The sequence below is a fragment of the Arthrobacter sp. 10T425 genome (assembly GCF_056393985.1).
In genome coordinates, this window is the sequence record NZ_JBFTGZ010000017.1 from 1 (window position 1) to 25,050 (window position 25,050).

Genomic DNA, 25,050 nt, shown 5'->3' on the forward strand with positions numbered 1-25,050 from the left:
GCCACCACCACCAAAATCGCCGACACCACCGGGCTCAGCTACACCGACACCAACCGCCCCGCCGGAACCTGGTACTACCGCGTCACCGCCACCGACGCCGCCGGCAACACCGGCCCCGGCTCCAACGAAGCCACCGCCACCACCCAACCCGGTGCCGGCGGGACTGCGACCGTGCTGGCTGTCGGCGACATCGCCTGTGCCCCCGGCTCAGTTGTCACCTCGTCGGCGTGCCGCCATGGCGACGTCGCCGCGGTGGTCGCGGCCCAGGCGCCCGACAGGTTCATCGCCCTTGGGGACCTTCAGTACCAGAACGCCACCCTTGCCGAGTTCATGGGGGCCGGCGGCTACAACGACACATTCGGCGCCCTTAAGGCCATCACCTCTCCGGTGCTCGGCAACCATGAATACCAAGACAACACCCGCGGCTATTTCGACTATTTCTATGGCCCCGGCGTCACCACGGGCGACTTCGGGCCCCGGACGGACGGCTACTACTCGACGACGATCGGGGCCTGGACCTTCATCGCCCTGAACAGTGAATGCGGGCCCGGCGGGGTGAGCGGTGGATGCGGCGTCGGCAGCCCGCAATATTTGTGGCTGCAGGACCGTCTCACCAATTCCCCGACGGCGTGCACCCTCGTGGCGGCGCACCATCCGCGCTGGTCAACGGGCGTGAACCACGGCTCCTACCCGGAGCTGGGACCCATGTGGGACCTCATGGCCGGTCACGGTGTCGATGTCATGATTTCCGGGCACAACCACGTCAGCGAGATCTTCAAACCGATCGGCGCCTCCGGCTCAGGTGCGGTACCGGCGCTCTCCCCGACCGGGATCCGGTCCTTTACCGCGGGCGCCGGCGGGGCGGATCTCCAGGCGTTGTCGGCCAACACCGATCCCCTTCTGACCGCAATGGTGGCCCGTGGCCGAAGCGCCTTCGGACCGCTCAAATTGACCCTGAACGCGACGTCCTACTCCTGGCAGTTCCTCCCCCTTCCCGGCATGACGTTTACGAACGTGGGCACCACCGGTTCCTTCTCCGGCAGCGACACTTGCCACTGACACCCGCCCACTCCCGCCGCCGCCACGCCCGGAATCTCGTCGATTTGGAATAGATTTCTACGCAGTGTAGAACTGAGGCATAGATAGTTGTATTTGAAATGCAAGTATCGCCGCGGACCCGGCTGACGACGCCGGGCCACTACCTCAGGAGTCAACATGCTCTCGGACAAGTCCTTCCCCGTCATCGAGGCCACCCTGCCGCTGGTCGGTTCCCGGATCGGGGACATCACCCCCAAGTTCTACGCCCGCCTCTTCGCCGCCCACCCCGAACTGCTGGACGGCCTGTTCAGCCGCTCCAACCAGCGCTCGGGCAATCAGCAGCAGGCCCTGGCCGGAAGCATCGCCGCCTTCGCCAGCCACCTGGTGAACAACCCGGACACCCTGCCGGAGACCGTGCTGTCCCGGATCGCGCACCGCCACGCTTCCCTCGGCATCACCGAACCGCAGTACCAGGTGGTCTACGAGCACCTCTTCGCCGCCATCGCCGAGGACCTGGCCGAGGTCATCACCCCGGAAATCGCCGAAGCCTGGACCGAGGTCTACTGGCTCATGGCGGACGCCCTCATCAAGCTCGAGAAGGGCCTCTACGCCGCACAGGCCAACGCCAAGATGTGGACCCCCTGGAAGGTTGCCGCCAAGACTCCGGCCGGCACCGGCTCCATGACCTTCACGCTGGAACCGGCAGACGACACCCCCATCACCGCGGCGCTGCCGGGCCAGTACGTCAGCGTCAAGGTCACGCTTCCGGACGGGCTCCGCCAGGTCCGCCAGTACTCCCTCTCCGGCGACGCCGGCACCAGCCGCAGCTTCACCACCAAGCTCGACGACGGCGGCGAGGTCTCCCCCGTGCTGCACAACAATGTGGCCGTGGGCGACGTCATCGAAATCTCCAACCCCTACGGCGAAATCACGCTCAAGGAAGGCGACGGCCCCGTGGTCCTGGCCTCGGCCGGCATCGGCTGCACGCCCACGGCGTCCATCCTGCGCTCCCTGGCCGAGTCCGGCTCGGACCGCCAGGTCCTGGTGCTGCACGCCGAAAGCAACCTGGACAGCTGGGCGCTGCGCTCCCAGATGACAGACGACGTCGAACGCCTGGACGGCGCCGACCTGCAGCTCTGGCTCGAGCAGCCCGAAGCCGGTTCCAACGCGGGCTTCATGTCCCTGCGCGAGGTGGACCTCCCGGCCAACGCCTCGCTCTACCTGTGTGGCCCGCTGCCGTTCATGAAGAACATCCGCAACGAGGCCATCAACGCCGGCATCCCGGCCACGAAGATCCACTACGAGGTCTTCGGCCCGGATATCTGGCTCGCCAGCTAAAACACTCATCGACGGCGGCCCCGCACCTCTTCGTGAAGGTGGGGGCCGCCGTCGTGAAGAGGTGCAACGGAGCCCGCGCAGAGCGTCAACCCGCCGACGGCACCCCGGTGATCGCGTGGCCGAAGCGCAGGAGGTTGCCGGGGTCGTACGTGGACTTCGCGGACCGCATCCGCTCGTAGACCGCGGGAGTCCAGGCCCGGGCCCGGTCCTCCTCGTCGCCCGGTGCGCCATGGAAATTGACCAGCGTGTACCCGGTGGAGTGGGGAGCCATCGCGGCCAGGATCCCGCTGATGGAGGCCGATACGGCCTCGGCAAGGGGCGGTATGTTGAACCCGACGAGGAACAGCAGGAAGGCCGCGTCCCGCCCCGACACGGCGTCCGGCACCGCATCCGGCATAGCCCCCGGCCGGGACAGTGCAGTCCGGGCCAGCGCGCCGCCGAGCGGCCGCACCTCCACGAGCAGCAGCGGGCAGACCGAACCGTCCCCGGTGAGCTCGAGCAGGTCAGCCACCGCATCTTCGCCGAAATCCTTCAGGAGCGCGCCGCCGTCCATGAAGGGCAGCGGGTCCGCCGGGTCCATGTGGATCTGGTCAACGTCGAGGTAACTCATGGGCCCGGCCGTGTCCATCAATGGGGTCGAGACCGCCCGCATCGGGGCAAGCAGCGCGTCGCCGGCCTCGCGCTTGCCCAGGAAGGCAAAGCGCAGGTGCACGACGAACTGGTTCCGCAGCGGCTCGGGAACGAAGTCCATGTCCGGAAGCCGCAGCAGCGAGATCGAGGGTGAGGCATCTTCGGGCAGCGTGGGCAGCCAGTGACGGAAGGCAGCCAGGACGGTGGCCGCATCCGCCCCGGGATAGATGATGCCGCCGCCGTAGAAATCACTGAACGGAAAGAGACTGAACTCGAGGGCGGTCACGATCCCGAGGTTGCCCTTGCCGCCGCGCATCAGTGCAAACAGCTCGGCCTCGGCGTCGGCGTCGATCCGCCGCAGCTCGCCGTCGGCCGTGACAATCTCCATGCTGCGGACATGGTCCGCCGCGAAGCCGTGCGCGCGGCCGAGCACGGGCAGCCCGCCGCCGAGCGTGTAGCCGACGACGCCGACGTCGGTGCTGGAGCCGTGCAATCCGAGGAGCCCGTGCGGCACGCTGGCCTCCAGGAGGGTGCGCCACTTCACCCCGGCGCCGACGCGCGCGGTGCGTTCATCCGGATCGATCTGCACGTCCTGCAGCCGGCGCGTGTTGATGAGCAGGCCGCCATCGATCGCCGATTCGGCGCCGTGCCCAGTGGACTGGACGGACACGGGAAGCCTACGCTCGGCCGCCCACTTAACCGCCGCCACGACGTCCCGGGCATCTGCGGCCCCCAGAACGACCTCGGGCCGGTGCACTGTTGCGACGTTGAAGGCGAACGTCTCCGCCGCGAATTCGGGGCTGTCCGGCAACGCGACCGGGCCGCTGACAGCGCTGGACAAAGCATCGATGTCGTCGTTGACAAGCATGAGGAACTCCTGAGTCTCGCTTACCGCGAGCAGGTCGGGGGCGCGGCCGCACCCGCCCGGAATGCCCCCAGCGCACGCTCCAATCGTCGGCCGGCCCGGCTGATGGAATGCGGACAAGCCTAGGGATCTGGCCGGACGCGGCCTAGGGACCTAAGTCCCGGCGTCACGCACCCAACGAAAGCGGCGGCCCTGCATCTTGCGAGAGATCCTGGGTTCTAACGGTCGCTGGTTAAACCGCAACGCGGGGTCACTTACGGTCCATCCACAGTGGTGGGATGGGCCGTAAGTGACCCCGCGTTGCTTAGAGTTGTGCGGGCTACTACTGCTCGGCAGCCATGCGCTCCTTCAGTCCTGCGAGTTCGGCGCGCAGCGCCTCGGGCAGCGAGCTGCCGAAGTTGGCGAACCACTCCTCGATCGAGGCCAGCTCGGTGGTCCACTCTGCGGGGTCGACACGGACGGCCTCTTCAACCTGGGCCGGGGTCATGTCCAGGCCCTTGAGGTCGATCGCGTCAGCGGTGGGGACGAACCCGATGGGGGTCTCCACGGCGTCGGCCTTGCCCTCGAGGCGTTCGATGGCCCATTTCAGGACCCGGGCGTTGTCACCGAATCCGGGCCAGGCGAATCCGCCCTCGGAATTGCGGCGGAACCAGTTGACCAGGAAGATCTTGGGCAGCCGCTCCGGGTTGGCCTTCGCGGACAGGTTGACCCAGTGGTTCAGGTAATCGCCTGCGTCGTAGCCGATGAAGGGCAGCATGGCCATCGGATCCCGGCGGACAACGCCGACGGCACCGGCTGCCGCGGCGGTGGTCTCCGAGGACAGGGTGGAGCCCATGAAGATGCCGTTGGACCAGCTGCGCGCCTCGGTGACCAGCGGGATGGTGGTCTTGCGGCGGCCGCCGAACAGGATCGCGGAAAGCTCCACGCCGTCCGGGTTGTAGTACTCCTCGGCCAGCATGTCGATCTGGTCGATCGGCGTGCAGAAGCGGGAGTTCGGGTGGGCGGCGGGCTTGTCCGAATCCGGGGTCCAGGAGTTGCCCTGCCAGTCGGTCAGGTGCGCGGGTACCTCATCGGTCATGCCCTCCCACCACACACCGCCGTCGTCCGTCAGGGCGACGTTGGTGAAGATGCTGTGGCCCTTGGCGATGGCGCGCATCGCGTTGGGGTTGGTGCCCCAGCCGGTGCCCGGAGCCACGCCGAACAGGCCGGCCTCGGGGTTGACGGCGCGGAGCTCGCCTTCCTTGCCGAACCGCATCCAGGTGATGTCGTCACCGAGGGTTTCGACTTTCCAGCCCTCGATGGTCGGATCCAGCAGCGCGAGGTTGGTCTTGCCGCAGGCCGAAGGGAAGGCGGCGGAGATGTAGTAGTTCTTCTGCTCCGGCGAGGTCAGCTTGAGGATGAGCATGTGCTCGGCCAGCCAGCCTTCATCGCGTGCCATCACCGAGGCGATGCGCAGGGCGTAGCACTTCTTGCCGAGCAGGGCGTTGCCGCCGTAGCCGGAGCCGAAGGACCAGATGGAGCGCTCCTCCGGGAAGTGGACAATCCACTTGTCCGGGTTGCAGGGCCACGGGACATCGGCCTGGCCGGGGGCCAGCGGGGCGCCCAGGGAGTGCAGGGCGGGGACAAAGAACGCGTTGGTCGCGGTGATCTTGTCCAGGACCTCGGTGCCGATGGTGGCCATGATCCGCATGGAGGCGACAACGTAGGCGCTGTCGGTGATCTCGACGCCGAACTTGGGGTCCTCGGCGTCGAGGTGGCCCATCACGAAGGGGATCACGTACATGGTGCGGCCGCGCATGCAGCCGGCGAACAGGCCGTGCAGCTTTTCCTTCATCTGCGCCGGGGCCATCCAGTTATTGGTGAAGCCTGCGTCGTGCTCGTTCTCGGAGCAGATGAAGGTCTGCTCTTCGACGCGGGCCACGTCGGCGGGGTCGGAGAAGGCCGCGAACGACTTGGGGAAGAGGTCCTCGTTGAGGCGGGTCAGGGTGCCGGCGGCAACGAGCTCGTCCGTCAGCCGGGTGTTTTCCGCTTCGGACCCGTCAACCCAGTAGATCCGGTCCGGCTGGGTCAGTTGAGCTACCTCTTCTACCCATGCCAGTAGACCGGCATGTGTGGTGGGTGCTTTTTCAAGCAACGGCAGTCGCGCCAGATCTCCCATTACGGTTCCCTTCCTCGGGTTCAGTGGTGTGTCCTAAATGCTAGGGCTCGGCAGGGGGCCCATTTCGGGCCCGGACGTGGGATGACCGGGGCGGAGCAAATCAAAAACCGCGGAAATTCAAGGAACTGGCCGGCCATCATCCCTCCTTTTTGTGACTAAGGTCACGTAGACCGGTCTAGTCAGCTAGATTACACCCGCTTCGATTTGTAACTGGGCCCGGGCTCGCGTAAAGTAATTCGAGGTTCGGGGAGAGAGAAGTTCTCCAAGAGCCGAGAATGCGCCCATAGCTCAGCTGGATAGAGCGTCTGTCTACGGAACAGAAGGTCAGGGGTTCGAATCCCTTTGGGCGCACAGATGAAGATCCGCCCCGGTTCGCCGGGGCGGATCTTTTGCTTTAACCGCCGGATGCCCTAGGCGCCAGGGCGCCGGCCCGGCTGCTTTAGGCGCCAGGCTGGGCGCCGGCGCGGCCGCCTTAGGCGCCGGCGGCAGCTGTTGGGCCGGAGCGGCCCGGCAGCAGGTCTCAGGCCGTGGACCGGACGATGATGTTGCGGATGTCGTCGAAATGCGTGCTGAGCCGCTCGGAGGCGAGTGCCTTGTCCGCCGTTGCGACAGCCTCATAGATCCCCCGGTGCACTGCGGCCGTTGCCTGCAGGTCGACGGCGTACGGCCCGCCGAGTTCGAGGTGGATCCGGCGGTAGACCTTCCAGAAGACGTCCATCAGGCTGATCAGCAGGTCGTTGTTCAGCGGCTCGAAAAGCCTGCGGTGGAACTCCGCGTCGGCCTCGATGAACGGCTCCCCCGCGTCGGCCAGCGCTTCCATGCGGTTCACGGACTCCTCCACGGCGGCCAGCTGTTCGGCGCTGATCCGGTCCATGGCGGCGCCGACCAGGCCGGATTCGAGTGCCTGCCGGACCTCCACGAGCTGCAGGGCTTCCTCGCCCTGGTGGCGCAGCGACAGCCGGGCGCGGAAGGTGAGCCCGTCGGTCAGGGCCTCAAAATTGCTCGGCGCCACGAACATGCCGAATCCGTGGCGGATCTCAATGACACCCAGCGCCTGGAGCGCCTTCAAGGACTCCCGCAGGGTGTTGCGGCCGACGCCGAGTGCCGCCGTCAGCTCGTTTTCGGTCGGCAACGGGTCGCCGGGAACCAGGTCGCGCTCCAGGATCAGCTCCAGGATGTCCGACTGGAGCGCCCGGAGCCGGGCCTGGGCGCTGAACCTTGCCAGCGGTATGGCCGGGCCTGTTGTCATGTTGCGTGCGGCCATGGCCGCCTCCTCCCCCAAGTGTGGTCCCAACAGTATCGACCGTCCCCCGTCCTGCAAAGGGTTCGGCCCGGCACATTACGCCGGAAGCCCGCATCGCCGGAGCCCGGAGCTCCCCCGGATCCGGCCATGGCCCCGGCGTAGGCTGGTGCCATGACGGCACAGATTGAGCGGGAATTCGATGTCATTGTGATCGGCGCCGGGGCCGTGGGCGAGAATGTGGCGGACCGTGTGGTCCGCGGCGGCCTGACAGCAGTGCTCATCGAGGCGGAGCTGGTCGGCGGCGAGTGCTCGTACTGGGCCTGCATGCCTTCGAAGGCCCTCCTGCGGCCGGGCACTGCGCTGCATGGCGCGCAGACGGTCCCCGGCGCCCAGGAAGCGGTCACCCGCACCCTGGATCCGGCAGCCGTGCTGAAGCGCCGGGACTACTTCACCTCGAACTGGCAGGACGACAGCCAGGTCAAGTGGGTGGAGGACACAGGCATCGAACTGATCCGCGGCCACGGCTGGATCACCGCCCCGCGGCACGTCGAGGTGGCCGGGCTGGACGGCAACAGCTACGCACTCACGGCCCGGCACGCCGTGGTGGTCGCCACGGGCTCCGCCCCGAACCAGCCGCCGGTCGAGGGGCTTCACGACGTCGAGTACTGGACCACGAGGGAGGCGACCTCAGCCCGCGCGGTTCCCCCGCGGCTTGCGGTCCTCGGCGGCGGCGTTGCCGGCGTCGAACTCGCCCAGGCCTATGCCCGGCTTGGTTCGTCCGTGACGCTCGTGGCCCGCGGCGGGCTCCTGGGTGTTTTCCCGGAGCAGGCCGCGGATCTGGTCGCTGCCGGCCTGCGCGCCGATGGCGTCGACCTCCGCCTGCACACCGGCACGCGGAGCGTGCATGAGAACGACGACGGCTCCCTCACTGTCATGCTCGACGGCGGCCCCACGGGCGGCCCCAAGGACGGCCCCAAGGACGGCCCGGGCGCCGGGACCGCTGACGGCACGGCCCATGGCGCCACGATCACGGCGGACAAGCTGCTCGTCTCCACCGGCCGGCACCCCGCCCTAGAGGGACTCGGCCTGGACAGCGTCGGCCTCCCGGCACCCGAGGGCGGGACCCTGCGGCTCACCACCGATTCCACCGGACTAGTCCACCACGCCACCGAGAACGATGTGTCCGGCAACCCGTGGCTCTACGCTGCCGGCGACGCCGCCGGACGGGCCATGCTGACGCACCAGGGCAAGTACGGTGCGCGGGCCACCGGAGACGCCATTGCCGCCCGGGCCAAGGGCGAACTCACCGGCGAGCCGGCACCGTGGAGCCGCTTTGCCCAGACGGCCTCCGAGCACGCGGTGCCGAACGTGGTGTTTACCGATCCGGAGCTGGCGAACGTCGGCCGGACCATGGCGCAGGCGGAGAAGGACGGCTTCCGGGCCTCCGCCGTGGAACTCCCCATCCAGGTGGCCGGCTCCTCGCTGCACGCCGAACACTATGAAGGGTGGGCGCAGCTGGTCATCGACGAGGACCGCAAGGTGCTGCTGGGCGCCACGTTCGCCGGCCCGGATGTCGCCGAACTCCTGCACGCAGCCACCATTGCGGTGGTGGGGGAAGTCCCGCTGGACCGACTGTGGCACGCCGTGCCCTCCTATCCGACCATCAGCGAAGTCTGGCTCCGCTTGCTGGAGGAGTACGGCCTCTGACCCGTTGATCACAAGCAGCTGTTCTATTTGAACTGACCAGTCAGTTCGGTTAGCCTTGAAGCAGACCAGACCCTGCGAAAGGCTTACATGCTCTCCGTGCAACAGCTCCGTGTGAACGGGCGCCGGAATGACCTGCTCCCACCCACGTCCCTTGAGGTACGTGCCGGGGAGCTGCTCTTGGTTGAAGGCGACGGCCAGGACCAGCGAACAGCCCTCGCCCTCATACTCAGCGGCCGGATGAAGCCCTCCGGGGGAGTGCTCAGCTGGGACGGAAATTCCAAGATTAAGCGCCTCCGGTTGGCCAGTGCACTCGTGGACTCCCCCGGTGTCAACGAGCCCGAACAGCATCTCAGCGTGGGCGACCTCGTCACCGAGGACCTCGCGCTCATCCCCCGGCGCTATCGGGGTGCTCTGCTGAGCAAACCCTGGCTCAAGGTCAACCGCTTCGAGGACATTGCCGGCCTCTGGACCGAACAGATTCCGGCCCGGCGGCGCGTCGAACTGCTCACCGCCCTTGCCCTGGCCAACCCCGGAACAGATCTGCTGGTGGTCGATTCTCCGGACAGGCACAGCGCAGATCCCGCGGACTGGCTTCCCAGGCTGGAAGATCTGGCGCACGACGGCGGCCGGCCGCTCGCCGTCGTCGTCACCGTCGCGGCACTGCCGGACGGCTGGACCGGGCCCTCCGCCGCAATCGGGAACGCCGTTGAGGCTGCCGCCGCAACGGTTTCCATCGTTGACGCATCCGCGGACCCCTCCCAGCCTGATGCGCAGAAGACAGAAGGCCATCCCGCGAAACACCGGAACCCTGAACACATCCCGTTCGAAACCGAGGCCCTAAAGTGACTGTTCTGCGGCTGGCCCGCTCCGAGCTCAAGCGCATGACTGGCGGGCTCCTGCCCAAACTGACCATCCTGGCGCTGACCATGGTGCCTTTGTTGTACGGCGCGGTGTATCTCTACGCCAACTGGGATCCGTACGGGAACCTGGACCAGATCGACGCCGCCTTGGTAGTCGAGGACACCGGCGCGTCCGCCAGCAACGGGACCCGGCTCGAGGCGGGGAAAAAGGTCGCCGACAGCCTCGTGGACGGCCACGTCTTCAACTGGCAGAAAGTCACCACCGCCGCGGAAGCGGACCAGGGCGTGAGCAGCGGCAAGTATGCGTTCGCGCTCAAGATTCCCAAGGACTTCTCGGCCAACCTGGTTTCCCCGGGCAGCTTTGACGCCGCGAACCAAGCCATGCTGAATGTCACCACCAACGATGCCAACAACTACGTCCTCAGCAACATCGTGGACAAGCTGACCACTGCCGTGCATTCGACGGTTGCCAAGGAAGTGGGCGAGGAGACTGCGAACCAGCTCCTGACGGGCTTCGGCACAATCCATACTCAAATAGTCCAGGCCGCCGACGGGGCCGGAAAACTCTCCGACGGCGTTGCCAGACTCCGGGACGGGGCAGCCAGTTTGCATTCCGGAACGAGCCAGCTGAACGGCGGAGTCGCAGAACTCGCCGCCGGCCAAATGAAGCTGCGCGATGGCGCCAACCAGCTCAATTCAGGCGCCGGCCAGCTCAGCGCCGGCCTGACGCAGCTGGAGGACAGGACGGCCACACTCCCTGCCGACTCACAGAAACTCGCGGACGGCGCCGCGCAAGTCGCGGCGGGAAACGCGGCATTGAACACGAAAGTCCAGGACGTCGTCGGGCAACTCAGCGCTGCCGACAAGGGCCTCCGGGACCGTGTGGTGCAATCCAACAGCCGTCTGGTTGCCGCCGGGATCATCACCCCCGACCAGGCCGGCAAAATCCTGGCCGATTTCGATACCGCCGCAGCCTCAAGCCCGGTGGCCGATGCGAAGTCCAGAATCCAAACAGATGCAGCCCAGATCCAGCAGCTTGCCGACGGATCCGCCGCCGTAAGTTCCGGGGCGGCCAAACTTGCGGGAGCAACGCCGGCCCTGACTGATGCCATCTCAAAGGCTTCAGCCGGCGCCAACCAGCTCTCGGCCGGCTCGGCCGCGCTGGCCGCGGGCGAGCAGAGCGCTGTCGACGGCACTGCCAGGCTCGCAGATGGCGCCCGGCGGCTCGACGACGGGGCGGGCCAGCTGGAGGACGGCGCCCGCACGGCCTCGGATGGCGCCGCCACCCTGGCCTCAGAGCTGGACAAGGGTGCCGGGAAGATCCCCAATCCCGATGATGCCCAGAAGAACAGCCTGTCAAAGGTGATCGCGGACCCTGTTGCCGTCAGCGACGTCTCTCAGGCCAAGGCTGCGTCGTACGGTGCCGGCCTGGCGCCATTCTTCCTGACCCTGGCCCTGTGGATCGGCGTATTCATGCTGGTCCAGGCCATGCGGCCCATCACGCAACGCGCACTGGCGTCCAACGCCCCGTCATGGAAGATCGCCGTCGGCGGCTGGCTGCCATTCTTTGCCGTTTCAGTCATCCAGGCCACGCTGCTCACCCTCGTGGTGGACCTGGGCCTGGGCCTCAAGCCCGCCCACCCGGTGCTGATGTGGTTGTTCATGTTGGCCGCCGCTATGGCCTTCAGTGCCATCATCCAGGGCGTCGTGGCCCTGCTGGGAACTCCCGGAAAATTCGTGGTGCTTATCCTGCTGGTCCTGCAGCTGGTTTCCTCCGGCGGAACCTTCCCGTGGCAAACCACCCCGCAGCCGCTGCACTTTGTCCACGAGGCGCTGCCTATGGGTTATGTGGTGGCCGGCATGCGGCACCTGATCTACGGCGCGGACCTTTCCTTGATCGTGCCCACGGTGGTTGGCCTCCTTGGGTACACTGTGCTCGGGGCGGCGCTTTCCACGCTGGCCGTTCACAAGCACAAGTTCTGGACCCTGAAGTCCCTAAAACCGGAGATCGCCGTATGAGCACAGTGGGGGCCGGGGAGAAGAAACTCCGTCCCGCCCGCACGAACGCCACGAAGCAGAAACTGTTCGAGGCGTCCATGGATCTGATCGGGGAGCGCGGCGCGGCGGGCGTGACGGTGGACGAGATCGCCACGGCAGCCGGGGTGTCCAAGGGCACGGTGTATTACAACTTTGGCAGCAAGTCGGACCTGATCGCCCAGCTGCTGCGCCACGGCGTGGACATCCTCCTGGCGCGGCTGCTGAGTGTCCGCGACGGCTCCGCCGACCCCCTCGCCGCCATGGAGGAAATGATCGGCCAGGCCATGGACTTCATGGCCGAGTACCCCTCCTTCGCCCGGCTTTGGGTCAGCGAAAGCTGGCGGACCCCGAGCGAATGGCAGGACACCTTCGCCGAGCTCCGCGGGCGCCTCCTCGCGGTGATCGGCTCTGCCATCGACGGGGTCGCCGCCGTCTATCCCGTGGATTCCGCCGTTTCCCGGGGCAGCCTGGAAACGGCGATCTTTGGGGCCTGCTTCGTGGTGGGACTGGACCGCCAGACGTACAACCCGGAGCGGACCAGGGAGCAGAGTGTGGCCGCAATCATGGCCTCCATGCGCGGCTACGTCGTGAAGCAGCCGCCTGCTCAGGCATGATTATTCACATGCGTCACATGGGTACCAACGGGAAAGTCGCCATCGGAGCGTTTCTCACTGCCCTGGCACTTCTGGTCCTGACCGGAATCACCCTGCAAGAGTGGGTGCTGGTGTGGTTCGTCGGTGCGGCCGCGACGGCCTATGTGGCCTGCGTGGCGGAGGTGGTGGTCCGGCGCCGGCACAAGACTTTGGCCGCGAGCGGGGTCGGCAGCATCCTCTTCATCGCGTTCGGGGTCGCTTTCCTGCGCCAGTGGGGGCTGGCCTTCAACCCCGATCCCGACGCCCTGTCCACGCGCGTCGATTCCGAGCATCCGGATTTGTACTTCTATCTGGCCGCGGCCGCCGGAGCCGTCACCTTACTGTTGCTGTTCGCCGGCACTGTTCTGCCTGGCAGGAGCCGCGGCCGGCGTTCCCCGGGCCGTGCTCCGCGACGCCGCCCGGCGCCCGGCGCGCGGGGAGCGGGGGCCAGGTCTGCGAATCCGCGGCCCTCCGCACCGCGGCCGACGTCGAGAGGAACCGCCCCGCGCCCGGCGGCTCCGCGGGCGGCTGCTCCGCGGGCCACTGCTCCGCGGGCCACTGCCCGGCCCGCGGCCAAGTCACCGGCGAAGACACCGATCAAGCCAGCTGCGAAGACACCGGCCAAGTCGCCTGCCCCCAAATCACCAGCCCGGGCCTCGGCCCGCCGCTGAGTCCCGCGCATCACCACCCGGCGGAGAGGTTCAGCACCGGATTTCCGCCGGAAGCCAGCCCAGGAGTTCAGCTCAGAGGTTTCGAGGCTTGTCTTCCCGTGGGGTGGCATCCGGGCCCGGGGCCGTGTCGGTCCGGGTTACGTCCTCGCGGCTGCGCTGGTCTGCTGACACTTGCTGGCCGGACACTTGCTGGCCGGACGCCGGCTCGCCGGACGCTGGCTCGCCGGAAGACACTTGCTGGCCGGACGTTTGCTGGCCGGGAACGTGGCTGCCCGGTGTGGGTTCGGCGGCGGCCCTCTCGGCGCGCAAATCCCCGCGGGTCGGCATCTGCCCGCTTTCGCCGCCGCGTTCAGATGTGACTACGTCCGGGTCCACTTCGTCGGCTTTGCGCAGTTGCTCCTGCGCGCCGGAGCGGACGCTTTCGGCTTCTTCCTGGCGCTTGCGGGCTTCCTGCCGCAGCCGCTCGGCCTCGAGGTCGGCCTCCTGCGCGTCGGCCTCGGCACGGGCCGCCTTGGCGTCGCGTTCCCGCGCAGCGAATTCGTCGGCCTTGGCCTGTTCACGCATCTCGGCCGCACGGTTCCGGTCCGCGGCCACCTTGCGTTTGCGGCTGACCATGACCGCCACCGCTACGATCGCGAGCACCACGACGATGCCGACAATAATTCCTATGAGCTGCCCTGAATCCACGTTGATCACCTTTTCTCCGGGTTGCAACACATGCCCCAAAACCACTGGAAAAAACCACATGACTAAACAGCATCAGTAAACCGCAGATCGGCGCCGGTTGCTATGGATTCCGCAGCCCTCACCGGGCGGACCTGCGGCTATTTGGCGCGGGGGACCTTGAAGTGGGTCAGCTTGGCGTCCTGCCCGTCCAGTTCGGCCCAGGACTTTTCCGTTTCCAGGATGGTCAGCCCGCTGGTCGGATAGCGCGTGGCGGCGTCCATGTAGGCATCGTGGTCGGAGTCGCGCGACGCCAGATGCATCGCAAGGTCCTGCACCCCGGGCATGTGGGAAATCACCATGAGGGTGGTGACGGTGTCAGGGACGTGGTTGATGACGGCCAGCATGCGCAAAGCGGAGGCGGCGTACAGCCCATCCTCGAGCTTGGGCGTCGGCGCCTTGTCTCCGAGGGCATGGCACACCCACGTGCAGGTCTGGCGGGTCCGCAAAGCGCTGGAGCAGAGGATGAAATCAGGAACCACGCCGTGCTTGAGCAGCCACTTTCCGGCGACTGGGGCGTCCTTGTGGCCGCGTTCTTCGAGCGGCCTTTCGTGGTCGGCAACCCCGCCGGGCCAATCGGACTTGGCGTGCCGCATGATCACCAGCCGTTTGATGTGATGCGCGCTCATGCCCCAATCCTAGTGCGGCGGCTGGCCCACGGGCGCGCATCCCACCAGCGTCCGCTCAGTCTTCAAGGACAAAGGTCACTTCCAGCACGACATGCCAGGCAACGACGGCGCCGTCGCTGATTTCGACCTTCTGTTCCTTCACCCATGCCCCCGTGACATTGCGAAGGGTCTTATTGGCCCGGTCGACGCCCTCCTTGATGGCGGCATCGAACGAGGTCTTGGAGTTCGCGCTCAGGGTAGTAATCCGTGCAACAGACATGTCTTCCTCCCAATAGTCGGCTCAACGGTCCGAGACTACGCCGGCCCCCCGAAAGGCAACAGAGTCCAACCAAAACCACCAGCAGCGGCGGCAAAGGCCCGTCAGCCAGACCGCGCAAAGCCACGTTCCGGGTAGTGAGGGCGCTGTAGCGCAGCGGCACGTCCCGAAAGCGCCGTTGTCGCGTGAGCTCCGCCGTCGGGGTTCCCTGACCGTGGGCCCACGCCGGCGGGGGACCCGGCCTGAGCTTGCGAAGGCTGGGAGCCGGTGGGGACGTGCGAGGTTAGGGGGACGGCGGGAAGGGGCGAGCGCAGGCGCCGAGGGATCGTGCCGCGAAAGCGAAAGCGCCCGCTCCCTATGCAGGGGACGGGCGCTTTGCGTGAAGCTGAGGCTAGATCGAGTATTCCGGAGCGGCCCAGACAACCACCTCGGGGTGCTCGTAGAACCGGTAGCCCTGGCCGCGCACGGTGCGCACGGTGTTGGCGAGGCGGCCGAGCTTGGAACGCAGGCGGCGGATGTGGACGTCGATGGTCCGCTCGTTCGGGACCTCTTCGGCGTTCCGCCACAGGCCTTCGAGGAGCTCGTCACGGCCCACGGTGCGGGTGCCGTTCTCCACGAGGTAGTTCAGGAGCTCAAATTCCTTGAACGTGAGATTCAGGGATTCGCCGTCGAGGTGCACCTCACGGCGGGCGAGGTCGATCAGCACCCCGGACGGCCGCGGATCCTGCGGCTGCTGCAGGCGGGCGGTCTCGGTGCGCTGGCGGGCCCCCGCGGTGGGGTCACCGAAGGTCGAGCGGACGACGTCGAGGGCGGAACCCGGGGCACTGGCCGGCGCGACGGCGACGGCGGCATAGCTTTCGGCACCGGCCACGAGCGACTGTGCGTAGGCCCGGATTTCTTGGGCCAGCTTGGCGATGGATGTGCCGGCCGCGGCCGCGGTTTCCTCGTCGATGCCCATGTACAGCACGAAGCCGCGGGCGACGTTGTCGCTGGGGGCCGGACGGACCGGGCTGCCGGCACCCGGGGCGATCACCGGGGTGGGCGCCGTGGCGGGGGCGGGGGGGACGGCACGGAGCTGGCCGTAGGAGTCAGGGTTGTAGCCCTGCGCTGCATATCCGGGGGCGGGGAAGCTGCCCGTGGATCCGGCGGGGGCGAACGCGGAGCGCCCGCCAAAGCCCTGACGGATCCCTGAGGCCTGGCCGGCCTTGCTGGCGTTACGGACGGAGATGTGGACGTATCCGGATGCAACTGACATGGAATGCTTACCTCAATGTGAATGGCCGTCATCGCGGCTCGAATGCTTCTTTCCCCGCAATGAAATTGGGGAGGGGCGCCCGACTCTGGGCTGGGGGCGAATACCTGGAAACCTTTAGGGGTGTAAAAGTTAGGCGTGCATTCGACAACAGCGCATCTCGGTACCAGCGGGTGTGCTGATCCAGGAAGCTGCGGCTGCAGGTGCTGTTGAGTTCTTGTTCACAATTGAAGTGTGCAACGTAACAATGTAAACGTGCAAGTAACAATGGACCCCAGGTTCCACATAGTGAGACAGATCGAGGATTTGTAGCGCAAGTCACAATTCTGCAGCGGCAATAAAATAACAAGTGTTTTACTGACCGGAAGGTCAGCAAGTGCGCTTTCTCGAATATTATTCGGTCAAAGCGGACGACATCAGGCAAATCATTCACAGCACGGCAAGTTGGGCCAAACCGCGCCTGCCCACCGCCGCCTGCGAGGCGGTCCACGGAGTGGGCAGCCGGCATCGCCGCCGGCCAGGCACGGCGGCACTGCCTGCCAGGCACGGTGGCGATGCCGGCTGCGGCGGTTCAGTTCGACTGGCCGCTGGCCGTCGCCGCGACCACCATGACGGAGGCCGCCGTGTAGCCGGAGCCGTCCTTGGCCGCCACGATCCGCACCGTCCCGCCCGCCACGATGTCCGCGACGCTCAGCTGCGTGCCCGCGCCGCCGGCCTGCTGGCGCCGCTCTTGCAGATTACTCACCACGACGTCGCTGCCCAGCGCATAGCTGCGCGTGAAACCGTCGCTGCTCTTGACCGTCACGGAGGACGAGCTGACCTCGCTCACTGTGCCCAGCTGCTCGGCCATCGTGGTGTACGCGCTTCCTTGCAGCACCACGTATTCGGCGTGCACTGCCGCGGAAAGCCCGCTGCTCATCCCCCCGGCAGCGAAGTCGCCGGGACCGCCCTGCCCCGGCATGCCGCCGCCCGCGAAACCACCTTGCGCGGAACCGTCTTGCGCTGAACCTGGCGCGCCCGGGGCGACACCCTGGCCGCCGGGTCCGCTGGCGCCCGCCCCGCCGGCCGCACCGGTGGCTGCCGTTGCGCTTGAGGTGAGGGCATAGACGCCCGCCCCGGCGCCGACGGCCAGGACTGCGGCGGCCCCGGCGACGGCGAGCCCCCGCTTGAGGGTCCAGGGCTTTGCCGCCGAGGCCGTCTTGGCGGAAGTTCCCGGCGCGCCCCAGCCTGTGGCTGCGGCGGGCACAGGTTCCTGCCGGGGCATGCCCCAGGCAGGTTCCGAGGCCGGAACCGTCCAAACCGGCGGCGCGCCCCAGCCGCCGGCAGCGCCTGCTTCCGGCCGCCCGCCGTCAGCGTGTCCGGTTTGGACTGTTCCGCCGCCGTCGTGTCCGCCGTCGGAGTGTCCGCCGTCGGTGGGTCCGGCGCCGTGCTGCCAGGCAGTACGGCGTGTGGTTACCGGCGCGGGCGCCGCTGGCGCGCCGGTGGTGGGCGTGGGGGCTGGCTCGGGGGCTGGTCCGGAACCGGCTCCGGGATGCTGACCGCTCATGGTATTTCTCCTTTAGGGTGCGGATCGGTGTTCACCCCAGAGTGGTGAGCGATCCTGTGCCTGGGCTGTGCGGGCCGACAGCCCGGCCTGTGACGTTGGCGCCGGACGGTAAAGGGGTTTGAACATGGCCGGCGCGGCCCGTACGGTCCCGCAACGGCATCCAGCTCGCTAGGCTGGGATTCACAGGTGCCGCACAGGGTCCCCAAAGCCCCGCCTAACCGGCAGATCGGAGAGTTGTCCCCATGGCCACTTCGCACTCCATGACCAACAACCTTCCCCAGCTCACGCATCCGGACGGCTCCCCCATCCGCGCCCTCGTGGTGGATGACGAGCCCAGCCTCTCCGAGCTCATGAGCATGGGGCTGCGGATGGCCGGCTGGTCCGTGGCCGTGGCCGAGGACGGGCCCGGAGCCGTCCGGCTAGCCAAGGAGTTCCGCCCCGACGTGCTGGTGCTGGACGTGATGTTGCCCGGGTTCGACGGCGTCGAACTGCTGAACAGGATCCGCGCGTTCGCGCCGGAGGTGCCGGCGCTGTTCCTCACCGCCAAGGATGCCGTCCAGGACCGCATCACCGGACTGGCGGCCGGCGGCGATGACTATGTCACCAAGCCGTTCAGCATGGAAGAGGTGCTGCTGCGCCTGCACCGGCTGGTCCAGCGCTCCGGAGTGGCCGCCATGGACACCGCCGAACTCGTGGTGGGAGACCTCGTGCTCAACGTCGACACCCGCGAAGTCACCCGGGCCGGTGAGGAAATGCACCTGACCGCCACGCAGTTCGAGCTGCTGCGCTACCTCATGGAAAACCCGAAACGGGTCATCAGCAAGGCCCAGATCCTGGACCGTGTCTGGGACTACGACTTCGGCGGCCAGGCGAACATCGTGGAACTGTACATTTCCTACCTCCGCAAGAAGGTCGACGCCAACCACGCTCCGATGATCCACACGGTGCGCGGAGCCGGGTACGTCCTGAAACCGGCGGACTGATCCGTGCCCTCACTTTCCGGCATGACCCGCGTCCCCGGACGCGACTGGCGCAACCCGTCGACGTGGCATTTGCGCACCCGGCTGGTCCTGGTCGCCATGGCGCTGCTCGTGGCCATCTGCGGCGCTGTGGGCTTGTTCAGCTACGCCTCCATGGACCTCTTCCTCACCCGGCAACTCGACACCCAGCTGGACCAGGCCTCGCACCGTTCGAGCGAATTCGGCCGGCCCTCCTCGGACGATTCGGGCAGACGCCCCGACCCCCTCGAAGCCCGGGGACAGGGCGTCGGGACGCTTAACGCACGGATAGTGGACGGCGAAGTCAGCAGGGCAGGATTCCTGGCCGGGGACGGCGCGGTCAAGAACCTCTCCCCCGCCGACAACAAGGTTCTCCTGGCCCTCACCCCGAGCGGCGTGTCCGTGGACCGCAGCCTTTCGGCCGGCGCCTACCGGCTCACGGCGGCGCGAACACCGTACGGCGACGTGATTGTGACCGGACTCCCGCTGGCAGAAAAACAAAGCACCCTGGCCTCCCTGGTCTGGACCATGGTGGTGGTGTCCGCAGGCGGGCTCGTGCTGATCGGGCTCGCCGGCACGGCCCTGATCCGGCGGACCATGAAGCCGCTGGAACAGCTCTCCGAGGTTGCCACCAAGGTCTCCCGTCTCCCGCTGGACGCCGGCGAGGTGGCGCTCGGGGTCCGCGTCCCGACGTCGGCGGCCCATCCCGGAACGGAAGTGGGCAGCGTGGGCTACGCGCTGAACAAGATGCTGGACAACGTCTCCAACGCTCTCGAGGCGCGGCAGGAGAGCGAGATGAAGGTCCGGCAGTTCGTCGCCGACGCCTCGCACGAACTCCGCACCCCGCTGACGGCCATTCGCGGCTACACGGAGCTGATGCGGATGACCGAGCATTTCACCCCCGACGGCGAGAGGTCCCTCGCCCGTGTGCAAAGCCAGTCCGAGCGGATGACCACGCTCGTGGAGGACCTGCTGCTGCTGGCGCGCCTGGACGAGGGACAGCCGCTCAAAATCTCCGACGTCGACCTCACCCAACTGGCCATCGAGACGGTCAGCGATGAGAAAGTCATGGCCCCGGACCGCATCTGGCAGCTGGAACTTCCGGACGAGCCCGTGGTGGTGCGCGGTGATGCGACCCAGCTTCACCAGGTCCTCGCCAACCTGCTGTCCAATGCGCGCAAGCACACGGAACCCGGGACCAAGGTGGTCACGGGCGTTATGCGCTCGGCTGACGGCAGTGCCGTGGTCACCGTGACAGACAATGGCAGCGGCATCGCCCCGGAATTTATCGGCCGGGTCTTCGCCCGCTTCACCCGGGCCGACGCCTCGCGCACCAATCCGGCGTCGAACCCCGCAGCTGTCCCCGCCGATTCTGCCGTCGCGACGGCGAGGGTCGGGTCCGGGGCTCCCGCACGCTCGTCCTCCGGCGCCGTTTCCGGCAGCCGCGGAGGTCACGGCACGGCGACCGCCGCGCCGACGTCCGAGGGCACCAGCGGGTTGGGCCTGTCCATTGTCCAGTCGATCGTGGAGGCCCACGGAGGAACAGTCGAGGTCACGTCCCGGCCGGGCCGCACGGAGTTCGCCGTGCGGCTGCCCGCCTCGCCGCCGCCGGCGTAACCGGAACGGCCGCCGTCGGCGCAAACGGCCCGGACGGTCGACCGGCGAGCCCGGCGCAACCCGACACCCCGGCACTGTGACTCCTGTTACCAAAATGTGACTTAAGCGACCGGGTCCTGTAGCGTCGTTAGCGTGCGCCGCCATCGGTGCCGCATATCCGGACGGACGCCAAACTCTGCCGCTTCCCGGATTCCGCTGGACCAGGCAGAGGCGGGGGACCCAGAGTTCCCGGGCAATCTGCTTTCATGCGCCCTCGGGGTGAAGCCGACACGTGATGTTCCGTGCGGCCGGATGACCTCATCCGAACCCGACAGCTAACTCCGCCGGCGTTGAGAGGCCACCATGACTGAATTCCAGGTACAAACACGCCCTGTCGGCGGTTCGCATTCCCGCTCAGTTGGCGCCGCCAAGTCGCGCCACCGCGCCGAACCGGTCAAGCAGGCATCCGCCCTGTCGCGGTTCGCCGCCGGGCTCGGTGTAACCGGCCGCCGTGCCGCCGTCGTCACCGCCGCGTGCGCGCTGCTGCTGGGTGGCGGCGCCGCGAGCCAGGCGGCAGAGCCGGGCGCCCACACGGCGAACGTTGCGAGCCAGACGGCCACGATGGCTGACCCGCTGGCCAAGCTCAACTTCGAGCGGGTCCAGGTGGCTGGGCCGACCGCTGCCACGGAAAAGAACGTGGCTCCCCAGATCTCGGAGGTTGAGGCAGCCGAAGCGCTGATCCACGTGCCCGCTGCTGCCGCACCGGCAGCTGCGGCAGCACCTGCTCCGGCCCCCGCGGCAGCCCCCGCACCTGCTCCGGCTCCCGCGGCGGCCCCCGCTCCGGCACCGGCAGCCGCTCCGGCACCGGCACCGGCAGCCGCGCCGGTCGCAGTCGACGACCCCGCCGGCGCGCAGGCCTACGCCGCGTCCCAGCTGGGAAGCTATGGCTGGGCACCCGGCCAGATGCAGTGCCTGCACAAGCTGTGGACCAAGGAATCCGACTGGAAGACCACCGCCACGAACGCCAGCAGCGGCGCCTACGGCGTGGTCCAGTCCCTGCCCGCCTCGAAGATGGCGAGCGCCGGCGCCGATTACATGACCAACTACCGGACCCAGATCAACTGGGGCCTGAACTACGTCAAGTCGCGCTACGGTTCCCCCTGCGGTGCCCTGAACTTCCACTACGCACACAACTGGTACTAAACCGGCACTAGCCGCCCCCGCCCTGGAGGCCCCGGATCCGCATGGATCCGGGGCCTCTTTGCGTCTCCACGGCCGGACCGGCCCCGGCGGCCCGGACTTCCACAGCCCCCGCACAGCTTGACCCTAAAGCCCTCATATGGGCCGCCGGGAAAGTTGAGCCATGACATTCACAGACCAGGCCACAGGAACCCTGCCCCGCTCCACGGCGACGCCGGCCGGCCCGGCGGCCCCCGGGGCACCCTCGGGGCTTGCCCTGGCCGACGCACCCGTCCCGGGCCCGATCGCCGGGGCCCTGACCGTCCCCGGCGGCCGGCGCACGGCCATTGATACGCGCGCCAGCACGCCCCTGCTGGACGTCACCATCCCGGTCTTTAACGAGGAACGGGACCTCGAGGCCTGCCTGCGCCGGCTCCACGCGTACCTGCTCGGCGCCTTCCCGCATTCCTTCCGGATCACCGTGGCGGACAACGCCAGCACCGACGGAACGCTCAAGGCCGCGGAACGGGTAGCCCGCGAGCTGCGCGAAGTGACGGTGGTCCATATGGCAGAAAAGGGCCGCGGAAACGCACTCCGCAAGGTGTGGCTGGCCTCGCCGTCGCCGGTCCTGGCGTACATGGATGTGGATCTTTCCACTGATCTGGCGGCCCTCGGCCCGCTCCTTGCCCCGCTCATTTCCGGGCACTCCGACCTGGCGATCGGGACACGGCTGTCCCGCAACTCCCGCGTGGTCCGCGGACCCAAACGGGAATTCATCTCGCGCAGCTACAACTTCCTGCTCCAGGCCCTCATGGGCGCCCACTTCAGTGACGCGCAGTGCGGCTTCAAGGCGATCCGGGCGGACGTGGCCCGGCAACTGCTTCCCCACACGCTGGACAACGCCTGGTTCTTCGACACCGAGCTGCTGGTTCTGGCAGAAAAGTGCGGCCTGCGCGTCCACGAAGTCCCGGTGGACTGGACCGACGACCCGGATTCCAGCGTGGACATCGTCCAGACGGCCCTCGCGGACTTGCGCGGCATGGCACGGTTGAGCCGGGACCTGGTCTCGGGCCGGATCCCGGTTCCCGACCTGCGCGCGGCCCTGGCCCGCGGACCGCTGCCGGCCGCCTCGCGGGCACAGGAACAAAGCCCCGGCGGAAGCCTCTTCGGACAGCTCGTCCGCTTCGGCAGCATCGGGGTGGCCTCCACCCTGGCCTACCTGGCGATTTTCCTGCTCTGCCGCGGGTTCATGGACCCGCAGCTGGCAAACTTCCTCGCCTTGCTCACCACTGCCGTGGCCAACACTGCGGCCAACCGGCGCTTCACGTTCGGCATCCAGGGCGGCAGCCAGGCGGCTCGCCACCATTTTGAGGGGCTGCTGGTCTTCGGCATCGGGCTGGCCCTGACCTCGGGCGCACTCGCCCTCGTTCACGCCGCGTCGGGAGCGGCCCCGGACCGCTGGCTTGAACTGCTCACGGTTACCGCCGCCAACCTGGCCGCCACGGCCGTGAAGTTCCTGCTCTTCCGGTTGGTGGTTTTCCGCCACAGGCCCGCCGCTGCCGTTCCGGCGCCCGGCGCCCCCGATCCTTCCCTCCCCCGCACAGAAAAGGCCAAGTAAATGACGGCAACCATCAGTCCCACCGCCGGAGCCCAGGGCGGTTCCCCGGCCGGCAGGCTGCCGGCCGCCGAGGAACAGCCACACCAGGTTCCCGGAGACGGCGGGACGGCGCCCCATCTGCCCGCGTCCCCGGCGCCGGCCGCCCAAGGCCGCCGGGACCGGCTGCTGTTCGGACCGCAGCCCCGCTGGGTGCGGCCCGCGGCAGCGCTGCTCCTGGTGGTCTCCGCGGCGTTGTACCTGTGGAATCTGGAGGCCACCGGCTACGCCAACTCCTTCTATGCCGCGGCGATCCAGGCCGGGACCAAGGACTGGACCGCGCTGCTCTTCGGCTCCCTCGACGCCGGCAATGCCATCACGGTGGACAAGCCCCCGGCCGCACTCTGGATTCCCGCCCTCGCGGGACGGATCTTTGGTTTCTCGGCCCTGAGCATGCTCATTCCCCAGGCGCTCATGGGAGTGGCCGCTGTCGGGCTTCTCTACCTGACCATCAAGCGGGTGTCCGGGCCGGCCGCGGGCCTGCTCGCCGGCGGCGCCCTGGCGCTGACCCCGGTGGCCGCCCTCATGTTCCGGTTCAACAACCCGGACGCGATGCTCACCCTGTGCCTGGTGCTGGCGGCCTACCTCACCACCCGCGCCATCGAGAAGGCCGGCTGGAAGTGGCTCGCCGCGGCCGGCGCGGTCATCGGCCTGGCGTTCCTGAGCAAGATGCTGCAGGGCTTCCTGATCGTTCCCGGGCTGGCCCTGGCCTACCTGTGGGCGGCGCCCACCACCCTCGGCCGCCGGCTCCTGCACCTGCTGGCGGCCGCCGCCGGGATCGCCGTCGTGGCCGGCAGCTACGTTGTGCTGTTCCAGCTGACGCCGGCCTCGGTCCGGCCGTACATGGCGGGGTCTGAGACCAACAGCTTCCTGGAACTGACGTTCGGCTACAACGGCCTGGGCCGGATCACCGGGTCAGGCGGGGGCATGCCCGGCGGAGGAAACCTGGGAGGTATCGCCGGCGGCCCGGGAGGCAACGGAAACGTCGGCTTCGGCGGCGCGGCCGGGATTACCCGGATGTTCGGGACCAGCTTCGGCGGCGAGGTGTCCTGGCTGCTGCCGGCGGCCCTGATCCTGCTGGCCGCCGGGCTGTGGTTCACCCGGCGCGAGGCCAGGACCTCAAAAACCCGTGCGGCGCTCCTGCTGTGGGGCGGCTGGCTGGTCATCACTGCGGGGATCTTCAGCTTCATGAGCGGCACCGTACATCCGTACTACGCCGTGGCGCTGGCCCCCGCCATCGCGGCGCTGGCCGGCATCGGTTCCCTGGAACTGTGGCGGGGCCGGGCCTACTGGCCCGCCCGGGTTGTCCTGGCCGTGACGGTGCTGGCCACCTCGGTCTGGTCCGCCGTGCTCTTGGGCCGCGACCCGTCCTGGCTTCCCGGGCTCCGGGTGATCGTGGTGGTCCTGGGCGTCCTCGCCGCCGCGGCCCTGCTCCTGCGGGTGGACGGCATGGCGGCTCTCCCGGCGCGGTTCCGCAAGGCCGCCACGGCCGGCGTCGTGATTCTCTGCCTTCTTGCCGGCGGGCTCGGAAGCACCGCGTGGACACTGGCGACCGTCGCCCAGCCGCATTCCGGTTCGATCCCCACGTCGGGCCCCACCGCGTCCGCGATGGGCGGCGGCTTCGGGGCGGCAGGCAGGACCGGCAGTGACGGCGCCGGCACTGACGGCGCGGGCAGTGCCGGCATGGGCGGCGGCCCCGGCGGGGAAACGTCCTCGGCGGAGTTGACCGCGCTGCTGAAATCCTCCGGCGCCAAGTGGTCCGCGATTGTCTCCGGCGCCACCCAGGCTGCGAGCCTGGAACTCGCCACCGGCACCAGCGTGATCGCGCTCGGCGGCTGGAACGGCGGCGACCCCTACCCGACGCTCGCACAGTTCCAGGCGATGGTGGACCGCGGCGAGATCGGCTACTTCATTTCCGGCGGCATGGGCGGCATGGGCGGAGGCCGCGGAGGCAACTCCGAGGTCGCCACCTGGGTCGCGGCCAACTACCAGGCCCAGACCGTGGGCAACGCCACCGTCTACAAACTGGGAGCGTAGA

Annotated in this window: 20 protein-coding genes, 1 tRNA gene and 1 riboswitch; of the genes, 13 read left to right on the forward strand and 8 right to left on the reverse strand. The window is 68.1% G+C overall.

All coding sequences use genetic code 11. The features are described 5' to 3' along the window. Both AC1DDH_RS17265 and AC1DDH_RS17270 read left to right on the forward strand, forming a co-directional pair. Positions 1-1,059: metallophosphoesterase family protein (locus tag AC1DDH_RS17265; RefSeq protein ID WP_476955924.1), on the forward strand; the 1,059-nt coding region annotated here is incomplete at its 5' end. 156 nt (positions 1,060-1,215) lie between these two features. Next, the gene (locus AC1DDH_RS17270) at positions 1,216-2,376 is read left to right on the forward strand and encodes a globin domain-containing protein (protein WP_476860419.1); all 1,161 of its coding nucleotides are present in this window, start codon (positions 1,216-1,218) and stop codon (positions 2,374-2,376) included. An 85-nt stretch (positions 2,377-2,461) separates the two neighbouring features. On the opposite strand, the gene AC1DDH_RS17275 is transcribed toward AC1DDH_RS17270, so the two are convergent. Together AC1DDH_RS17275 and AC1DDH_RS17280 are read right to left on the reverse strand one after the other, a co-directional pair. Beyond that, a complete protein-coding gene (locus AC1DDH_RS17275; protein WP_476955925.1) occupies positions 2,462-3,874 on the reverse strand; it encodes an FAD-binding oxidoreductase in 1,413 nt (470 codons plus the stop codon). 319 nt (positions 3,875-4,193) lie between these two features. Next, positions 4,194-6,029 carry a phosphoenolpyruvate carboxykinase (GTP) gene (locus AC1DDH_RS17280; RefSeq protein WP_476955926.1) on the reverse strand — a complete coding sequence of 612 codons (1,836 nt, stop codon included), beginning with the start codon at positions 6,027-6,029 and terminating at the stop codon, positions 4,194-4,196. A gap of 277 nt (positions 6,030-6,306) precedes the next feature. Between AC1DDH_RS17280 and AC1DDH_RS17285 the strand changes: the two genes are divergently transcribed. After that, positions 6,307-6,380, forward strand: a tRNA-Arg gene (locus AC1DDH_RS17285). A 169-nt stretch (positions 6,381-6,549) separates the two neighbouring features. Here AC1DDH_RS17285 and AC1DDH_RS17290 read toward each other — a convergent pair. Next, a complete protein-coding gene (locus tag AC1DDH_RS17290) occupies positions 6,550-7,278 on the reverse strand; it encodes a FadR/GntR family transcriptional regulator (protein ID WP_476850662.1) in 729 nt (242 codons plus the stop codon). A gap of 165 nt (positions 7,279-7,443) precedes the next feature. Here AC1DDH_RS17290 and AC1DDH_RS17295 point away from each other — a divergent pair, with 165 nt between their 5' ends. The 5 genes from AC1DDH_RS17295 to AC1DDH_RS17315 all read left to right on the forward strand — a co-directional run bounded on the left by AC1DDH_RS17295 (position 7,444) and on the right by AC1DDH_RS17315 (position 13,179). Further along, a complete protein-coding gene (locus AC1DDH_RS17295) occupies positions 7,444-8,979 on the forward strand; it encodes a dihydrolipoyl dehydrogenase family protein (protein WP_476955927.1) in 1,536 nt (511 codons plus the stop codon). A gap of 87 nt (positions 8,980-9,066) precedes the next feature. Further along, on the forward strand, positions 9,067-9,825 hold the full coding sequence (locus AC1DDH_RS17300; protein WP_476955928.1) for an ABC transporter ATP-binding protein: 759 nt from the start codon (positions 9,067-9,069) through the stop codon (positions 9,823-9,825). Next, the gene (locus tag AC1DDH_RS17305; protein ID WP_476955929.1) at positions 9,822-11,858 is read left to right on the forward strand and encodes a YhgE/Pip family protein; all 2,037 of its coding nucleotides are present in this window, start codon (positions 9,822-9,824) and stop codon (positions 11,856-11,858) included. Before AC1DDH_RS17300 ends, AC1DDH_RS17305 begins: the two co-directional genes overlap by 4 nt. After that, positions 11,855-12,490: a TetR/AcrR family transcriptional regulator gene (locus AC1DDH_RS17310; protein WP_230008014.1), complete on the forward strand. Its 636-nt coding sequence runs from the start codon at positions 11,855-11,857 to the stop codon at positions 12,488-12,490. The genes AC1DDH_RS17305 and AC1DDH_RS17310 overlap by 4 nt, the downstream gene beginning before the upstream one ends. 17 nt (positions 12,491-12,507) lie before the next feature. Continuing rightward, positions 12,508-13,179 carry a hypothetical protein gene (locus AC1DDH_RS17315; protein ID WP_476955930.1) on the forward strand — a complete coding sequence of 224 codons (672 nt, stop codon included), beginning with the start codon at positions 12,508-12,510 and terminating at the stop codon, positions 13,177-13,179. 72 nt (positions 13,180-13,251) lie between these two features. Here the strand turns inward: AC1DDH_RS17315 and AC1DDH_RS17320 are convergent, their stop codons facing one another. From AC1DDH_RS17320 to AC1DDH_RS17340, 5 genes are all read right to left on the reverse strand, one after another. Next, positions 13,252-13,866 carry a hypothetical protein gene (locus tag AC1DDH_RS17320; RefSeq protein ID WP_476955931.1) on the reverse strand — a complete coding sequence of 205 codons (615 nt, stop codon included), beginning with the start codon at positions 13,864-13,866 and terminating at the stop codon, positions 13,252-13,254. A 137-nt stretch (positions 13,867-14,003) separates the two neighbouring features. Next, a complete protein-coding gene (locus AC1DDH_RS17325; RefSeq protein ID WP_018774262.1) occupies positions 14,004-14,531 on the reverse strand; it encodes a SixA phosphatase family protein in 528 nt (175 codons plus the stop codon). A gap of 55 nt (positions 14,532-14,586) precedes the next feature. Next, a complete protein-coding gene (locus tag AC1DDH_RS17330; RefSeq protein WP_230012628.1) occupies positions 14,587-14,790 on the reverse strand; it encodes a dodecin family protein in 204 nt (67 codons plus the stop codon). A 388-nt stretch (positions 14,791-15,178) separates the two neighbouring features. After that, complete coding sequence (locus AC1DDH_RS17335) at positions 15,179-16,042, reverse strand: winged helix-turn-helix domain-containing protein (RefSeq protein WP_018774264.1); 864 nt, start codon at positions 16,040-16,042, stop codon at positions 15,179-15,181. Between the two features lie 568 nt (positions 16,043-16,610). Then, positions 16,611-17,585: a hypothetical protein gene (locus AC1DDH_RS17340; RefSeq protein WP_476955932.1), complete on the reverse strand. Its 975-nt coding sequence runs from the start codon at positions 17,583-17,585 to the stop codon at positions 16,611-16,613. 242 nt (positions 17,586-17,827) lie between these two features. Here AC1DDH_RS17340 and AC1DDH_RS17345 point away from each other — a divergent pair, with 242 nt between their 5' ends. The 5 genes from AC1DDH_RS17345 (at position 17,828) to AC1DDH_RS17365 (ending at position 25,049) form a co-directional block, all read left to right on the forward strand. Beyond that, on the forward strand, positions 17,828-18,568 hold the full coding sequence (locus AC1DDH_RS17345) for a response regulator transcription factor (RefSeq protein WP_079551963.1): 741 nt from the start codon (positions 17,828-17,830) through the stop codon (positions 18,566-18,568). 21 nt (positions 18,569-18,589) lie between these two features. Continuing rightward, complete coding sequence (locus tag AC1DDH_RS17350; RefSeq protein ID WP_476850623.1) at positions 18,590-20,200, forward strand: sensor histidine kinase; 1,611 nt, start codon at positions 18,590-18,592, stop codon at positions 20,198-20,200. 183 nt (positions 20,201-20,383) lie between these two features. Further along, positions 20,384-20,543: riboswitch (cyclic di-AMP (ydaO/yuaA leader) on the forward strand. Beyond that, positions 20,543-21,382: an aggregation-promoting factor C-terminal-like domain-containing protein gene (locus AC1DDH_RS17355; RefSeq protein WP_476955933.1), complete on the forward strand. Its 840-nt coding sequence runs from the start codon at positions 20,543-20,545 to the stop codon at positions 21,380-21,382. Its footprint overlaps the riboswitch before it by 1 nt. 160 nt (positions 21,383-21,542) lie before the next feature. Next, entirely contained in the window at positions 21,543-22,976 is a 1,434-nt protein-coding gene (locus AC1DDH_RS17360; RefSeq protein WP_476850625.1) for a bifunctional glycosyltransferase family 2/GtrA family protein, read from the forward strand. Then, positions 22,977-25,049: a glycosyltransferase family 39 protein gene (locus AC1DDH_RS17365; RefSeq protein WP_476955934.1), complete on the forward strand. Its 2,073-nt coding sequence runs from the start codon at positions 22,977-22,979 to the stop codon at positions 25,047-25,049. Position 25,050 lies beyond the last annotated feature (1 nt).

Coding starts and splice junctions, on each gene's coding strand:
- AC1DDH_RS17270 (WP_476860419.1), top strand. CDS start 1,216: ATGCTCTCGGACAAGTCCTTCCCCGTCATCGAGGCCACCCTGCCGCTG.
- AC1DDH_RS17275 (WP_476955925.1), bottom strand. CDS start 3,874: ATGCTTGTCAACGACGACATCGATGCTTTGTCCAGCGCTGTCAGCGGC.
- AC1DDH_RS17280 (WP_476955926.1), bottom strand. CDS start 6,029: ATGGGAGATCTGGCGCGACTGCCGTTGCTTGAAAAAGCACCCACCACA.
- AC1DDH_RS17290 (WP_476850662.1), bottom strand. CDS start 7,278: ATGACAACAGGCCCGGCCATACCGCTGGCAAGGTTCAGCGCCCAGGCC.
- AC1DDH_RS17295 (WP_476955927.1), top strand. CDS start 7,444: ATGACGGCACAGATTGAGCGGGAATTCGATGTCATTGTGATCGGCGCC.
- AC1DDH_RS17300 (WP_476955928.1), top strand. CDS start 9,067: ATGCTCTCCGTGCAACAGCTCCGTGTGAACGGGCGCCGGAATGACCTG.
- AC1DDH_RS17310 (WP_230008014.1), top strand. CDS start 11,855: ATGAGCACAGTGGGGGCCGGGGAGAAGAAACTCCGTCCCGCCCGCACG.
- AC1DDH_RS17315 (WP_476955930.1), top strand. CDS start 12,508: ATGGGTACCAACGGGAAAGTCGCCATCGGAGCGTTTCTCACTGCCCTG.
- AC1DDH_RS17325 (WP_018774262.1), bottom strand. CDS start 14,531: ATGAGCGCGCATCACATCAAACGGCTGGTGATCATGCGGCACGCCAAG.
- AC1DDH_RS17330 (WP_230012628.1), bottom strand. CDS start 14,790: ATGTCTGTTGCACGGATTACTACCCTGAGCGCGAACTCCAAGACCTCG.
- AC1DDH_RS17335 (WP_018774264.1), bottom strand. CDS start 16,042: ATGTCAGTTGCATCCGGATACGTCCACATCTCCGTCCGTAACGCCAGC.
- AC1DDH_RS17340 (WP_476955932.1), bottom strand. CDS start 17,585: ATGAGCGGTCAGCATCCCGGAGCCGGTTCCGGACCAGCCCCCGAGCCA.
- AC1DDH_RS17345 (WP_079551963.1), top strand. CDS start 17,828: ATGGCCACTTCGCACTCCATGACCAACAACCTTCCCCAGCTCACGCAT.
- AC1DDH_RS17350 (WP_476850623.1), top strand. CDS start 18,590: ATGACCCGCGTCCCCGGACGCGACTGGCGCAACCCGTCGACGTGGCAT.
- AC1DDH_RS17355 (WP_476955933.1), top strand. CDS start 20,543: ATGACTGAATTCCAGGTACAAACACGCCCTGTCGGCGGTTCGCATTCC.
- AC1DDH_RS17360 (WP_476850625.1), top strand. CDS start 21,543: ATGACATTCACAGACCAGGCCACAGGAACCCTGCCCCGCTCCACGGCG.
- AC1DDH_RS17365 (WP_476955934.1), top strand. CDS start 22,977: ATGACGGCAACCATCAGTCCCACCGCCGGAGCCCAGGGCGGTTCCCCG.